General features: G+C 66.5%; 14 protein-coding genes. 7 read left to right on the top strand and 7 right to left on the bottom strand.

All coding sequences use genetic code 11. The features are described 5' to 3' along the window. The first annotated feature begins 1 nt into the window (after position 1). Complete coding sequence (locus BN60_RS24765) at positions 2 to 1,426, top strand: dihydrolipoyl dehydrogenase family protein (RefSeq protein WP_020698872.1); 1,425 nt, start codon at positions 2 to 4, stop codon at positions 1,424 to 1,426. 203 nt (positions 1,427 to 1,629) lie between these two features. Continuing rightward, positions 1,630 to 3,054: a sensor histidine kinase gene (locus tag BN60_RS24760; RefSeq protein WP_020698871.1), complete on the top strand. Its 1,425-nt coding sequence runs from the start codon at positions 1,630 to 1,632 to the stop codon at positions 3,052 to 3,054. Here the strand turns inward: BN60_RS24760 and BN60_RS24755 are convergent. Further along, entirely contained in the window at positions 3,051 to 3,755 is a 705-nt protein-coding gene (locus BN60_RS24755) for a DUF1499 domain-containing protein (RefSeq protein WP_215905938.1), read from the bottom strand. The genes BN60_RS24760 and BN60_RS24755 overlap by 4 nt on opposite strands. 131 nt (positions 3,756 to 3,886) lie before the next feature. Here BN60_RS24755 and yddG point away from each other — a divergent pair, with 131 nt between their 5' ends. Beyond that, positions 3,887 to 4,768, top strand: coding sequence for an aromatic amino acid exporter YddG (yddG, locus tag BN60_RS24750; RefSeq protein WP_020698869.1), 882 nt, complete (start codon positions 3,887 to 3,889; stop codon positions 4,766 to 4,768). On the opposite strand, the gene BN60_RS24745 is transcribed toward yddG, so the two are convergent. Genes BN60_RS24745 through BN60_RS24735 form a run of 3 tightly spaced genes read right to left on the bottom strand, consistent with a single transcriptional unit; the run spans position 4,765 to position 6,945 of the window. Continuing rightward, positions 4,765 to 5,190, bottom strand: coding sequence for a cupin domain-containing protein (locus BN60_RS24745; RefSeq protein WP_020698868.1), 426 nt, complete (start codon positions 5,188 to 5,190; stop codon positions 4,765 to 4,767). The two genes, yddG and BN60_RS24745, sit on opposite strands and share 4 nt — an antisense overlap. A gap of 4 nt (positions 5,191 to 5,194) precedes the next feature. Then, on the bottom strand, positions 5,195 to 5,815 hold the full coding sequence (locus BN60_RS24740) for a glutathione S-transferase (protein ID WP_020698867.1): 621 nt from the start codon (positions 5,813 to 5,815) through the stop codon (positions 5,195 to 5,197). A gap of 26 nt (positions 5,816 to 5,841) precedes the next feature. Beyond that, positions 5,842 to 6,945: a malate/lactate/ureidoglycolate dehydrogenase gene (locus tag BN60_RS24735; RefSeq protein WP_020698866.1), complete on the bottom strand. Its 1,104-nt coding sequence runs from the start codon at positions 6,943 to 6,945 to the stop codon at positions 5,842 to 5,844. 215 nt (positions 6,946 to 7,160) lie between these two features. Between BN60_RS24735 and BN60_RS24725 the strand changes: the two genes are divergently transcribed. Next, on the top strand, positions 7,161 to 9,641 hold the full coding sequence (locus tag BN60_RS24725; protein ID WP_083856274.1) for a DUF3772 domain-containing protein: 2,481 nt from the start codon (positions 7,161 to 7,163) through the stop codon (positions 9,639 to 9,641). Continuing rightward, positions 9,616 to 10,680, top strand: a complete 1,065-nt coding sequence (locus BN60_RS24720) for an alpha/beta fold hydrolase (RefSeq protein WP_020698864.1) — start codon at positions 9,616 to 9,618, stop codon at positions 10,678 to 10,680. Before BN60_RS24725 ends, BN60_RS24720 begins: the two co-directional genes overlap by 26 nt. Here the strand turns inward: BN60_RS24720 and BN60_RS24715 are convergent. Continuing rightward, the gene (locus BN60_RS24715; RefSeq protein WP_020698863.1) at positions 10,677 to 11,651 is read right to left on the bottom strand and encodes an alpha/beta fold hydrolase; all 975 of its coding nucleotides are present in this window, start codon (positions 11,649 to 11,651) and stop codon (positions 10,677 to 10,679) included. The two genes, BN60_RS24720 and BN60_RS24715, sit on opposite strands and share 4 nt — an antisense overlap. Positions 11,652 to 11,662: 11 nt before the next feature. Then, positions 11,663 to 12,337, bottom strand: a complete 675-nt coding sequence (locus tag BN60_RS24710; protein WP_020698862.1) for an MSMEG_1061 family FMN-dependent PPOX-type flavoprotein — start codon at positions 12,335 to 12,337, stop codon at positions 11,663 to 11,665. 113 nt (positions 12,338 to 12,450) lie between these two features. On the opposite strand from BN60_RS24710, the gene BN60_RS24705 reads away from it, so the two are divergent. Continuing rightward, complete coding sequence (locus tag BN60_RS24705; protein ID WP_020698861.1) at positions 12,451 to 12,783, top strand: hypothetical protein; 333 nt, start codon at positions 12,451 to 12,453, stop codon at positions 12,781 to 12,783. A 3-nt stretch (positions 12,784 to 12,786) separates the two neighbouring features. After that, a complete protein-coding gene (locus tag BN60_RS24700; RefSeq protein ID WP_020698860.1) occupies positions 12,787 to 13,038 on the top strand; it encodes a hypothetical protein in 252 nt (83 codons plus the stop codon). 185 nt (positions 13,039 to 13,223) lie between these two features. Here BN60_RS24700 and BN60_RS29255 read toward each other — a convergent pair whose 3' ends face one another. After that, positions 13,224 to 14,633: a patatin-like phospholipase family protein gene (locus BN60_RS29255; protein ID WP_020698859.1), complete on the bottom strand. Its 1,410-nt coding sequence runs from the start codon at positions 14,631 to 14,633 to the stop codon at positions 13,224 to 13,226. Between the last annotated feature and the right edge of the window lie 45 nt (positions 14,634 to 14,678).

Raw genomic sequence — 14,678 nt, 5'->3', positions numbered from 1 at the left:
CATGAGCGAACGCCTCACTCCCGATGTCTGCGTCGTCGGCGGCGGTTCGGCGGGCCTGGTCGTCGCCGCGGGTGCGGCGCAGCTCGGCCTCGAGGTCGTGCTGGTCGAACGCGCATTGATGGGGGGCGACTGCCTGAACTTCGGGTGCGTGCCTTCCAAGGCACTGATCGCGGCGGCGAAGGCCGCGCAGGCGCAGCGCAGCGGCGGCGCGTTCGGCATCGCGCCGGTCGAGCCGCGCGTCGACTTCCCCCGCGTGATGGACCATGTGGCCGAAACGATCGCGGCCATCGCGCCCAACGATTCGGTAGAACGCTTCGAGAAGCTCGGCGTGCGGGTTCTCAAGGAAGAGGCGCGCTTCGTCGGCCGCGCCGAGATCCAGGCCGGCCCGCATCGCATCGCGAGCAAACGCATTGTGCTCGCGACCGGCTCGCGCGCCGCCTTGCCACCGATCCCGGGTCTCGCCGACACGCCACACTTCACCAACGAGACGATCTTCGCCAACCGCACCTTGCCGACGCATCTCCTGATCATCGGCGGCGGTCCCATCGGCATCGAGATGGCGCAGGCGTTCCGGCGCCTTGGGTCCCAGGTCACGGTGCTGGAGGCAGCAACGTTCCTCCCCAAGGACGACCAGGAGCTCGCTGCCATCGTCGTTGCACGGCTACGCAAGGAAGGCGTCGATCTACGCGGCAGCGTGAAGATCGACCGCATCGAACGCTCGTCCGACGGCGTCGTCGCCGTTCTTGGCGACGGAACACGAGTTGCCGGATCGCATCTCCTGGTCGCCGCCGGTCGCTCTCCCGTCACCGAGAGCCTCGATCTCGACAAGGCCGGCATCGCCCACACCAAGCACGGCATCACCGTCGATGCCTCGCTGCGCACCTCCAATCGCAACGTCTGGGCGATCGGTGACTGCAACGGGCTCTACGCCTTCACGCATATGGCCGGCTACGAAGCCTCGCTGTTCATCCGCAGCGCGTTGTTTCGAGTGCCCGCGAAACTCGATGCGGCTATCGTGCCCTGGGCAACCTACAGCGATCCGGAGCTGGCACATGTCGGCCTCAGTGAACTTGCGGCGCGAGAAAAACACGGCGATGGCATCCGGGTGCTGCGCTGGAAATTCGCCGAGAACGACCGGGCGCAGGCCGAGCGGGCGACCGACGGTCTGGTCAAGGTCGTCACCGATGCGCGTGGCCGCATCCTGGGCGCGGCCATCGCCGGGCCGCAGGCAGGCGAACTGATCCAGCCATGGTGTCTGGCGATCTCGAAGCGGCTCAAGATTTCAGCCCTCGCCGGCTTCGTGCCGCCCTATCCCACTCTCGGCGAAGCTGGCAAGCGCGCCGCCGGCAGCTACTTCACCGAGACGCTGTTCGGCCCACGCATGCGAGGGCTGGTGCGCTTCCTGGCGCGATTGCCGGTCTGGTAGCCACGAGCCGCGGTCGTCGGACCCGATCGTCGGAGACAGTGCCGCCGCTGTCCGGCTGATCACCGGACCGGAATCGCATCAGGCGTATTCACACGGCACCGGCAAGCATTCACAAAGAAGTGCCCCTGGACTCCTGCCGTTTTCGCCCACCATCGCCGCCGCCCGCTAGGCCCAATGGGGCGACTTGGCTAGACTCCATCCCAATGACCGCCGACGTCTCCGCACCGGCCCAGTCCGTCCGTCCCGCCCGCCGCAACCTAGCCTTCGGATTGTCGTGGCGGATTCTCGGGCTGGTCGTGGCCGCCGTCATGCTGGCGGAAGTGGCGATCTTTTTGCCGTCGATTGCCCGCTTCCGACTGGTCTATCTCGAGCAGCTCGTCGAGCGCGGCGCCCTGGCGGCGCTCGCGCTCGACGCCACGCCAGACAACATGATCAACGAGGACCTGAAGCGCACGCTGCTCGATCATGCACGCGTCGACGCCGTGGCACTGGTCGAGCCCAACCGAGCCAAACGTGCACTGATGAACGTCGAACCGCGGCCGGAGATGCCGGGGTTCAAACTCAAGGACCGCAGCGCACTTGGCCTGATCTGGGACGCACTGTCGGCCATGTCGCACGACGGCTCACGCTACATAAGGGTGGTTGGCGGCTCGATGCGCCTGCCGAAGGCCAAGGTTTGGATCGTCGTCGACGAAATGCCGATGCGCGCCGCGATGTACGACTACGCCGGTCGCATTCTTGTCCTGTCGATCATCGTCGCCCTCTCGACGGCTGCACTGCTTTATCTGGCGCTACGCTGGATGGTGGTCAGGCCGTTGCAGAGCCTCTCCGCCGACATGACGGCCTTTCGCCGCGCGCCGGAGGATGTCGGCACCGAGCGGCCGCCGACCCAACGCAACGACGAAATCGGCGTGGTCGACCGCGAGTTCCAGAATCTGCAGCGCGAGCTGCGCGCCTCCTTGCGCCAGAAGTCGCGCCTCGCCGAGGTCGGTGCCGCAACCAACAAGATCAACCACGACCTGCGCAACATGCTGTCGACGGCACGGCTGCTGTCGGACCGGCTGGCGCGCAGTGACGACGAGCGCACGCGTTCGCTGGCCCCCACCATCCTCAACACGATCGACCGCGCGGCGCGGCTCGCCAGCGACGCCATCGAATATGTGCGGGAACGACCGACACCCAAGCTCGCCGAGGTCGATCTCGCCGATCTGGTCGCCGAAGTTGGCGTCATCTTGCAGGAGCAGGGCGAGGATCGCGATCCCAACCTGCTGCGCGTGTGGCAGAACGAAATCCACAGTGATCGTGTGATGGCCGATCGCGACCTGCTGTATCGCGTGTTCCTCAATCTCGGACGCAATGCCTTCGAGTGCGGCGCGACCTCCGTCACCGTCCGTTGCCGCGCCGATGGCCGCTTCCTGCTGATCGATGTCGTCGACAATGGCCCGGGCATCCCATCCGCGGTCGCCAGCCAGCTCTTCCAGCCCTTTACCACGGGCGGCCGCGCCGGTGGCGCGGGCCTGGGACTGGCGATCGCCCGCGATCTCGTGCGCCTTCACGGCGGCGAGATCACCCTGGCGGAATCGAGCGATCAGGGTACGACCTTCCGCTTCACCCTGCCCTTGGGTTAGGTCTCGGCCTTCACGCGCACGAGGAAGGCACGGATCCGCTCCGCGTTGCCGCCGAGATCCGACTGGCCGATTCGGCTCTTGGAGCGGATGTCGATGCGACTGCCCGCGCCCTGCGGACGGATGCGGACCACGATATCGTCGCGGAAGCCGAACCATTTGCTGGTCGAGATGGCCTCCAGGCGTCCTTCCGCCGGCGCCCGCGCGACGATGTCCCAGCCGAGCGCTTGTGCGGCCTGATCGACGCGACGGAAGGCTTCGGCCGGCGGTACTGCAAGGACCAGTGGCTCAATGTCGGGGAAAGCTGCCTTCTGCAGGGGTGCATTGGCGGGAGGATACGCCGGAGGGTTGGGCGCACCGCGGCGCAGGGGCAGCGTCGCGACCAGCGGCGGCGGGTTGGTCGTGTCGGTCGTGATGTCGTTGATTGCGGGCAGACTGTGCGCCTGCAGGAACCAGCGCAGCGGCACCCAGGACGTCGCGACACCGATGACGATGGCGAGGAAGGCCGCGACGAAGCCGCGCCGCCTGTCGCCCGGACGTGACGGAATGATCGTGGCGAGCCCCAGGGCCACGCCGGCGACCGCCATGTAGAAGCCGTAACGGAAGACGGCGATGGCCGCCTCGACGTCCAGACCGACGAAGCGATGCAACGGGCCCGGGGCGGCCACGATCACGGCAGCCACGCTGGCCAGAATGAAAGCCACACGGGCCAGCCTGTGGCTTATCGGGTTGGTCGGCCGAACAAACATCCACGCTCCGCTGGTGCTATCGTAGCCGCGAAACGAAACTGACGCATCCGCTCGACAATCTGCACTTCATTCTCTATGCGGCGACGATGACTGCTGCCGACACCATCCGGCGCCGCGCCATGGCGGCAGGACTCATCGCCATCGGCCTGTGGGGCATGCTCGCGGCACTCTCGGTGCTGGCCGGCCCCATCCCGCCGTTCCAGATGGTGGGCATGACCTTCGCCGTCGGCGCGACGATCGGAATCGTGCGCGCCCTGAGGCGCGGTGTCGGCTGGGCCGGGCTGGTCGGCTGGCCGGGACGGGTCTGGCTGCTCGGGATCGGCGGCCTCTTTGGTTATCACGCCCTCTATTTCGCAGCCCTTCAGCTCGCGCCGCCGGCCGAGGCCAATCTGGTCAACTATCTCTGGCCGCTGCTGATCGTCCTGCTCTCCGCGCCGCTGGCGGGCGAGAAGCTGGGCTGGCCGCATCTTCTGGGCGCTCTCCTGGGATTTGCCGGCGTGGCGCTGCTCGCCTTCGGGCGCGGCGTTCACTTCGCCGGCGATCATATGCTGGGTTATGCGCTGGCCCTGGGCTGCGCGCTTACCTGGTCGCTCTACTCCGTTCTGTCGCGCCGCTTCGGCGAGACCCCGACCGATGCGATCGCAGCCTTCTGCGCGGCGTCGGCCGCGCTCTCGCTGGTCTGCCACCTCGTCTTCGAAAGCACGGTCTGGCCAGCTACGCCGACCGCCTGGCTTGCCGTGCTGGCGCTCGGCTGTGGCCCGGCCGGTACCGCCTTCTACTTCTGGGATCATGCGGTGAAGCGCGGCGACATCCGGGCTCTGGGGGCACTCTCCTATGCAACGCCGATCCTCTCGACCGCCATCCTGATCGCCTGCGGCCTCGCCGAGCCGACGGGCACGCTTCTGATTGCCGCCCTGCTGGTCACGGTCGGCGCCGTCCTCGCCTCGCGCGAATTGTGGAAGCGCTAACCCGGCATCCAGTCCGGCGGAGCGAGTTCGAAACCGGCGAAGTCGAAAGCCGGCGCCACCGTGCAGCCGACCAAGGTCCAGTTGCCGAGGGAGCGCGCCGCCTGCCAGACGCCGCGTGGCACGACGATCTGCGGTGTCTCGCCGAGACCGAAGTCGCTGCCGAGCCGTAGATGGCGTGCCGTCTTGCCATCGTCGCTCATCGAGAGTTCGAGCGGTGCGCCGGCATAGTGATGCCAGACTTCGTCGGCATCGACGCGATGCCAATGGGAGCGCTCGCCAGCCTTGAGAAGAAAGAAGATCGCCGTGCTCTCGCCGCGGCCGCCCGGGCCGGTGGCATCGGCCGACCGGAAAGTCTCCCGAAAATGTCCGCCCTCGGGGTGCGGCTGCAGTCCGAGGCGGGCAATGATCTCGTCGGCCGTCACGCGATCAAGCCGGCGGCGGAACGGTTGCCTTCATCGACGGCAGTTTGCCGAAAGCCGTGAACCACTTGGCGAGCTTCGGCCGCTTGGCGCGCCAGTCATGGCTGCCGAAACGGAAGTCGAGATAGCCCAGCGCGCAGGCGATGGTGATCGTGCCGATGGTCGGCTTGCCGCGGAGCGCCTTGGCTTCGGCCTCGAGCTGGTCGAGGACGCCGTCGATCTTCTTCATCTGGCCCTTGGTCCAGTCGGGCCAGCGCCGTTCTTCCGGCCGCAGGAAGTCTTCGTAGCGCGCCAGCAGCGCCGCATCGAGCAGGCCGTCGCCCATCGCCTGCTGGCGCAGCGCGACCCAGCGGTCGCGGCCCTTGCGCGGGAACAGTTTGCGGCCCTTGTGCTGATGGTCGAGGTACTCGCAGATCACCGGCGAGTCGAAGAGGTCCATGTTCTTGATCGACAGGGCCGGGATCTTGCCGATCGGATTGTGCTTGTCGACGTCGGCATTGGGCGCCACCGGCGTCAGCGCCACGTTCACCATGTCGATCTTCTTGTCGAGCCCCGTCTCGAGCGCCAGTACCCGAACCTTGCGGGCGTAAGGCGACGACGGGGAGTAATAGAGCCTCATCTTGGCCATGGTCGGTCTCCTGTCTTCCGGTCGCGTCAGGCGCCGGCCATCCGGGGAATCTCGGTATCGTTCAGCCGCACCAGCCGGGCTGTATCGACGAGCTGCTGCCAGGTGGTGGTGTCGATGGGAACGCCGTTCTTCTCGCGATCGAGCTTGCGCGCACGTTCCGGCTCACCGGGCACCAGCACCTCGTCGACGCCGGGCTGCGGCTTGGCCGACTTCACCCAGCCGATGAAATTGTCGACCTCGTCCTCGTAGAAAGCGGTGCCGCCCATCGCATCGGGATCGATGATGATCGACAGCATGTTGTTGATGATGTCGGTGCCGTCCTTCTTGATCGTCCGCGGGCTGTGGGTGCGGCCGCCGGTGAGCGCACCGGCCAGCAGGTCGCAGATCACCGCGAGGCCACCGCCCTTGTGCAGACCGAATGGCAGGATGGCGCCGTAGGGCGGGTTGTACATGACGCCCGGCTCGGTCGTGGCGTTGCCCGCCGCGTCGATCAGCAGGCCGGGTTCCATCTGGATCTTCTTGTTGTTGGCGACACGCACCTTGCCCATCGCCACCTGGCTCGTGGCGAAGTCGAGCACGATCGGCTCCCGGCCCTTGCGCGGAATGGCCGTGCAGTACGGGTTGGTGGTGAAGCGCGCCTCGGCACCACCGAACGGCGCCACCAGCGACTTGTGGCCATGCACGTTGACCCAGTGCGTGCTCACTAGACCGGCGCGGGCGCATTGCTCGCCCCAATGGCCGATGCGGCCGATATGATGCGAATTCTTCAATCCGACGACGCAGACACCGTGCTTCTTCGCGCGTTCGATGCCGATGTCCATCGCCTCCTTGGCGATCACCTGGCCATAACCGGCGCCGCCGTCGACCACGATCACTGCGCCGTTGTCGCGGTCGATCTTGGCGTGGTGGTTGCGCTTGCAGGCGCCGTTCATGGTGTTCTGGATGTAGTGCGGCATCATGCCGACGCCGTGGCTGTCGTGGCCGAAAAGGTTGGCGAGCACGAGGTGGTCGGCGACCAGCTTCGCTTCTTCCGCCGAGCTGCCGTCCGCGCGGCAGATTGCCATCGTGAAGCCGTGCAGGCGGTCAGGTTCGATCCGGACCTCACCCACAGAGCTCTGCCCTTCGGCCATATCTACTTCTCCCCCGATTCACGCTTTCGGCGCGCAAGGTTCCGCGTCGTCCAGGCCCTGTCAACGACGAAGCGCCACCCCTTGAACACCTTGGAAAAAGACGCCCTGATTTCGCCCATCTGGCCGCCCAAACACCGCCGGATCATCGCCTGGGGTCTCTGCCCGTGGTAGTGAGCAAGAAAATCCTCTCTCGTTCTCCGGGAATCGCGCATCGAATGCGATCTCTAGCCCGCCTCGCCTTGTTCCTGCTGCTGCTGGTCGGTGTTGCGGACACAGCTTCGGCCCAAATGGCGCCGCAGCAGCCCCAGCGCCCGTTCGGCCAACTCACCGACCTGTGGACGCGTCAGCTCGACCGCATTGCCACCCGTACGGAGCAGGCGGGCCTGCTGCCAGTCGAAATCGACGCGCTGCGCGAGCAGGCTACAGACGTGCGGACCGCGGCGATGGCGGCGGCGACGCTGGCGCGCAACGACCTCGCCGATACCAAGAAGCTGCTGGCGCCGCTGGAGATCAAGCCGGGCACCGATGCGCCGCCCGAAACCGACGACCTGAAGGAGGAACGCAGGCGGCTGACCGACCAGGCGACGCTCAACGAAAGCCGGCTCAAACAGTGCGAAGTGGTGATCGCACGCGCCGACCAGCTGCTTGAACGCCTGACCAAGGTGCGCGGCGCGCTGGTATTCCAGAATTTGATGCGACGCGATCTCTCGCCGCTGTCGGGGGAGGTCTGGACGAAGATCGGACCACAGCTCGGCGATGCAATCGAAACGCTGGGCACGGCTATCGCGACCTGGACCCGCAACGGCCTTACCCCTCTCCGCAACCAGGACCTCGTGCCGCTGGCCTTCTGGGCGGCGATCACCATCGGCCTCTGGTGGTTCGGCCGGGCGCTGCGCCAGCGCTTCGGCCGTAGTGGCTCGCACGTCAACCTGCAGCGCTATCGCACCATCGCCACGGCCATCGACGGGCTCGGCCTGGTGCTGGTGCCGATCCTTGCGGTCTGGCTGGTCAGCAAGCTCCTTCTCGCGACAGCGCCGCCGGCGCCTCTCGACAGGCTGGTACCGGAAGTAGCGATCCGCTTGATCTGGCTTCTCCTGGTCTTCGGCATGACGGGTGCCGGCCTGTCGCCGGGCCGGCCGGAATGGCGGTTCATGCCGCTGACAGACGACAGTGCGCAGTATCTGTCGCAGGCGTTGCGCCGCTTGATGACGGTCGGCGTGCTGCTCGATCTCATCTACATCGGGCTTAGCCGTGGCGAAGATCACAGTGCGATTGCTCCCGTCGGGGCCCTGATCCTCACCACGTCGGTGGCGCTGCTGGCACTGCCAGCACTCTCCAACCGTTCCTGGCAGGCCGCACGTCCCGAGGGGTCGGATCTGCCACCGATGATCGGCGGCACCTGGTGGTCGGTCACGCGCCTGGCGTTGACCGTGCTGGTCCTTTCGTCGATCGCCTTCGCCCTGGCAGGCTACGCAACGCTCGCCTCGCATCTTCATGCCGCGATCTCGGCCAGCTGCGCCCTGATCGCGATCGCACTGCTGCTGCATCAGCTGGTCGCCGATCTGCTCGAAGCCGCCGCCGCACCGGATACGCCGCCGGGCGCCTGGGTCCGCCGCCGCTTCGGCCTGCCGGCCGACTCCACCATCCGCGGACAGCACCTGCTGCTGCTGGTGTTCGATACGGCACTGGTGCTGCTGCTGGCGATCGCCATTCCGGCGGCGTGGAACGTCGATATCGACGCCATCCTCGACGGCTTCGGCCAGCTGCTGCGCGGCGTGAAGGTCGGGGGCGTCACCATCTCGCTCGGCAATGTCGGCATGGCGATCATCGCCTTCGCCGTCTGCATGCTGCTCGCCCGCCTGGTACGCAGCATCGTGCGCGACCGCGTGCTGCCGACCGTCGACGCGCCCTTGCCGTTGCGCCAGTCGATCGATGCCGGCCTCAACTATGTCGGCGTCATCGTCGCCATCCTGATCGGCATCGGCGCGCTCGGCGTCGATTTCACCAACCTCGCGATCGTCCTCGGCGCGCTGTCGGTCGGCATCGGCCTCGGCCTGCAGAATATCGCGAACAACGTGATCTCCGGCGTCATCCTGCTGGTCGAACGGCCGATCAAGGCGGGGGACTGGATCATCGTGAACGGCCATGAGGGCTTCGTCCGGCGCATCAACATCCGCGCCACCGAAATCGAAACCTTCCAGCGCACGCATGTCATCGTGCCCAACAGCGCCTTCCTGCAGAATCCGGTCGTCAACCGCACCTATTCGGACACGTCGAGCCGCATCGAGCTCAAGCTCACCGTGCCGCTCAACACCGATGTCGCCGTCATCGAAGGCCTGCTGCGCGAGGCCGCCCTGGAGCATGCCCGCGTGCTGCGTGTGCCGGCGCCGATCGTTCGCTTCGTCAGGATTGCATCGAATGGGCTCGAGTTTGAGCTTTTCGTCTTCGTGGCCCGGCTGGAAGACCGGCAGGTCGTGACCAACGACCTGAACCGCACGTTGCTCGCCAGGTTGATCGAAAAGAAGATCATCGATCCGGCCCCCGCGTCGGAGCTCACGCTGCGTGGTCTCGATCGTATCGGTGTCGCACTGTTGCAGGGCGATGCCGGGGCGGACCCGAAGAGCGGCCACAAGGACGGCCTCCCGGAAAAACCTGCGGAGAAGTCGGGCGATGCCGACGCGCCGCCGAAGGTCTGAGGCGCCACCGCGCCGCTGGCCGCTCTATGCCCTGTTCGCCGCGGGCGTGCTGGCGGGCGTGGCCCTCTGGGCCTATGCGCCATCGTTGCCTGCCGAAACATTGATCGCGCGCTACGCCAACGACCGCTCGCACTTCATCGATGTCGGTGGCGTGCGTGCGCATGTCCGCGACCAGGGCAATCCCGCCGGTGTGCCAATGCTGCTGATCCACGGCTCGAACGGATCGCTGCAGGTATGGGAGAGCTGGGCGCGCGAGCTGGGCGCGGACGCCCGCGTGATCTCCGTCGACCTGCCGGGCCATGGCCTGACCGGCACCTGGCCGCGCGACGAATATACGGTCGAAGCCTACGCCGACTTCATCGAGGTGCTGATCGACAATCTCCACCTCGACAAGGTCGTCCTCGTGGGCCACTCGCTGGGCGGCGCCGTCGCCTGGACCTTTGCCGCGACACGCCCCGATCGCGTCATCCAGCTCGTCCTGGTCGATTCTGCAGGCTATCCGCGGCAGGACAACGAAGTGCCGCTGATGACGCGGCTGGCACGTACGCCAGTGCTGGGCGACATCGGCATTTACTTTAAACCCGAGAGCCTGGTGCGACGCTCGCTGCGCGATGCCTATGCCGATCCGGCGCAGGCGACACCCGAACGGATCAAGCGCATGGCCGAGCTGCAACGCTTCCCCGGCAATCGCGAAGCCACTCTCCAGCGGGCCCGCACGCAGGAGCCGCTCGACCCCACACCGCTGCGCCGCATGGACGTACCGACCCTGATCCTGTGGGGTGGCAAGGATCGCTGGGTGCCGGCCGCCGATGCCTTCCGCTTCCAGAACGACATCAAGGGCGCCACGCTCGAGATCTTCGGAAACCTCGGCCACAACCCGATGGAGGAGGATCCGAAGGCGACCGCTGCCGCCGTCGCCGCGTTCATTGCCGGTGCCCCGCTGCCGCCGCAGCCCACGGAACCCATACCGCCGCCAGAACCGGACCCTGCTGGAGCCGATCACGCGGTGCAGCCTTCGGTGATGCCGGAAAAGGACTAAGCTTCGAGCAGGGCCTCGACCTGAGCATCGACGAACGCGGCATCCGTGGGATTGTCGCGGGGATTGCCGGCGCGATGGCCCCATACCGAAGGGATCTCGACCAGCTTGCCGTACTTGAGATGCGGCAGCTCGGCGCGATTGTCGTCGGTCTGAAAATAGAGATCGGTGGCCGACGGCATCAGCAGCACCTTCGCCTTGATGCCAGCCAGCGCCATCTCGAGGTCGCCGCGGTAGAGATCGTTGGCCGAGATGTCGCCATTCTGCCAGGTCCAGAGCTGGGCCAGCAGGTCGCGCGCGTCGCGCCGCAGGAAGTTCGCCTCCCAGGAACGCACGAGGAAATCCTCCAGGCTGTCGAAGCCCAGCCCGCGCCACATCTCCCGACGATAGAAGGTCTGGCTGAGCGCCCAGCCGGCGTAGATGCGCCCCATGGCGCGCAGCCCGTCCTCGGGTGTGCGGGCCCCCAGCAACGTGGTGCGGATGCCTTCGAGAAAGACGAAGTTGTGCGGCGCCGTGCGTGCCGAGCCGCAGTTCACCACGATGCGCTCGACGGCATCGCCGAACAACGCGGCCCAGTGATAGGCCTGCTGCGCGCCCATCGACCAGCCATAGACCATCTTCAGCCGGTCGACGCCGAACAGCTCGTTCAACAGGCGGCGCTGCTGCAGGACGTTGTCGTAGGTCGTGACCTGTGGGAATTCCCCCGGCGTGTTCGACGGCGACGAGGAGAGGCCATTGGTGAACATGTTGGGAATGACGACGAAATAGCGGCTGGGGTCGAGGCAGTGTTCCGGGTCGACCAGCCATTCGATGTCGGTGTGGTGGGCGCCGTAGCTCGTGGGATAGAGAATGACGTTGTCGCGGCGCGGCGAGAGCGTTCCGAACGTCTTGTAGACGATACGTGCATCGCGCAGCGTGCCGCCGCGTTGCAGCGGAAGGTCGCCGCACTCGAAGACACCCTGGCTGCTTCTCATATGCCTGCGGCCTAGGAGATCGGCGCCCACAGCCCTTCCCTGTAGGCATGCTCTGTGGCGGCTTCGCGCTGCTTCTTCTCTTCCTCCGAAAGGCCGACCTGGTCGCCGACCATGCGGCTGATCGACGGGAAGGTGCCCTTGGGCTGGGCATAGTCGCCGGTCCACAGCCGCGACCGCAGCAGCGCCTTGGCGCAATGGAGGTAGGCCTGCCGCACCGAGACCACGATGGCGCATTTCGGAGCCTTGCCCTGCACCGCCATCGACTCCAGCAGCGCCGGATCGACCGAAAGACGGGCGGTGCCCGCAATCCGTACCGTCTCGCTGACGCCAGGAAGCAGGAAGATCAGGGCGATCTCGGGATTCTCGAGCAGGTTCTTCAACGTATCGAGACGGTTGTTGCCGGGTCGGTCGGCGATCGCGACCGTCTTCTCGTCGAGCACCTTGAAGGCACCGGGCGGATCGCCGCGTGGGGTGACGTCCTGCATGCCCGAAGCGTCGGCCGTGGCGATCAGGCAAATCGGCGACAGCCCGATGAAGCGACCCATATGGACGTCGATCCGGCCGATGTCCTTTACCGCGGCGGTCTTGGAGACCGGCGCATAGGAGCCGACCAGGGCCGCCGCGCCATCGGCATCGAGCAGGGCAGGTTCCCGCGGCGGCGCAGAAAATGGCATCGAATCAGGCATTTGTCAGACCTCCAACCTAGGCAGGGGAAGGCTATCAGCCATGTCATTCCTTGGAAACCATTGCCCCCGACGAGTCGTTGGTCTGACGGACATCCAAGAGAGAGGAGGACCAGATGAGCGACTACAACCCCAACGATCTGGGTCCCAACCGCGGCCGTTATGGTCAGGAACCGGGATACCAGACCGAGAGCGGCAACTCGGGATTCGCGCTTTTGGCCATTCTGGCCGGCGTCGCCTTGGTAGGCGGGTTCCTTTACTTCGCCAATCCGCAGAATGCCAACGAGCAGCAGGCCCAGTCACCGCCAGCTACCGAACGGTCGCTGACCCAGCCACCGGGCGCAAACCCGAACACGGTCCCGGGCATCGACACGCCCAAGCCGCCGGCTTCGGCAGCGCCGATGGTCCCGGCCACGCCGGCCGAGCCGCGCCCGTCGCCGCAGGAGTAGGGTATGGCGAGTGACGATCTCCGTCCGCCCAGCCGAGGCCTCTACCTCGTCTTGGGGGTAGTCGCGGTCCTCGTGATTGTGGTCGGCATGCTGTTCATGTCGGGCACAGTCGACATCCGCAAAGACACGGCCCGCGCTCCGCTCGATCCGGCGCCGACCGTATTGCCTGCCGACGAGCCGCGGACGCCGGCGATTCCCATGCGTCCGGCTCCGACGGAGACCACGCCGACCCCCGACCGACCCGCACAGCAGTAGGCGGGGATACGCAATAGGACAGGTAGGGTGGAACAAAAAAAGAGCCCGATCGCGAGTTCCGCGATCGGGCGCACAGGCCTTAATCTCTGCATGTTCGAGTTAGCAGTTTGTCGGACGACGGACCAGACGGTCCGCCATTTTTTTCGTGCATAGCTTGATTGCATCTTATCGACGCCAAGCGCCCATCATCCGGAAGTGGGTGTCACCGGAGCAGGCGGCACAACGATGGGGCGGGCGACCCGGCCACTGTCGACGGTAAGCCGCCAGGGAATCGGAGCGGAGCGGCCCATGGCCGCTCCCTGGGCGGCCAGGCAGCGCTGGAAGACCGGATCGAACATGTCGTCATTGCCGCCACCGCCGCCGATGCGGCAGGGACCGGGCGGCGGCATGCCGGGCTGCGGGACTTTTGCCCCATAGTCGATCAGCGAAGCGGCATCGATGTAACGCGCAACATTGCCGCGCTGTCGGCCGACGGTGAGCAGCGACTCGACGCTGGAACGCAGGAGCTGGTCGATGGCGATGGAGGCCGTGCGACCGGCGATACTCAAAAGGTCGAGACCGTCCTTGCCGGTGCAATCGCGGCCGACCTTCATGTCGCCGCTGACCACGATGGTGACGTCGAGCCGACGGCCCTGCAGCGCCGCCTGCAGTTCGCGCGTAAAGAAGACATGCAGGCGCACACCGCCGTCGACGTAGAGGTTGTTGTCGATGAACTCCGGCGGAAAGCCGATGGGAAGCGCCGCCGAGGCCATGATCGCGGCCACCATGCGCTGCCGCTTCTGCGCCATCGTCATGTCCTGGCGCGCTGCAATCGCCGTAAGGTCGAAGACTTCCGGCACGCCACTGTCGAGATTGGTCGCCATGACGGCAAGCGTACGCGTCGCATTCTCGGCGGCGATCGCCTCGACCATCTCCTCGTCCAGGATCTCCTCGACCTTCCTCCTCAGTGGCGCGTTGTCGTAGAGCGACGTGGCGGTGAGCAGCGAGAGCGCCCCGCGCGAGGTGAAGACATCTTTGTTGCTGAGATTGGAGTACATCTCGCGCAGCTTGGCCATGCGTTTGGCGTCGCCGAGGAAGATCACGGGCGCGACCATCGAGCCGGTGCTGACGCCGGTGACTACGTCGAACTTGGGCCGCGGCTCCGCGCCGTTTTCGCCCCAGCCTTCGAGGAACCCAGCCGAGAAAGCCCCCCACGCCCCGCCCGCCGAAACCGAAAGAATGCGCGTCGGCGGCGGTGGGGGTGGCGCGGTCAGGCGTGGTGCCACCATGGGCGGCGGGGCCGGCGCCAGTGCCCGCTGGCGTGCATCGGCCTGAGCCGCGATCTTGTCGCGGAAAGCGGCTGTGCGCGGCGTAGCGGGCGGCGGCGGTGGAGGCGGCGCCGGGGCGGCAGCGACAGGACCACCACCAGGCGGCACAGGCGGGAGCTGCGCCTGCGCGTCGATGACACTCTGATAGATATCCGGCCAGGGATAGGGCGAATGCCCTGCCGTGGCGATCGACTTGCAGACTTCGCCCTGCAACGACTCCGGTCGCGGTGAACCGCAGCCAACCAACATCAACGCCATGGCCACGATGGCGATCCGACCTACCGACATGTCCCTCTCCCCAGAGGATTTGAACTTAAGCGTGCGGACTAGGCG

Source organism: Reyranella massiliensis 521, from assembly GCF_000312425.1.
In the GTDB taxonomy this organism is placed as follows: Bacteria; Pseudomonadota; Alphaproteobacteria; order Reyranellales; family Reyranellaceae; genus Reyranella; species Reyranella massiliensis.
This window is presented reverse-complemented; position numbering and strand designations above follow the sequence as displayed.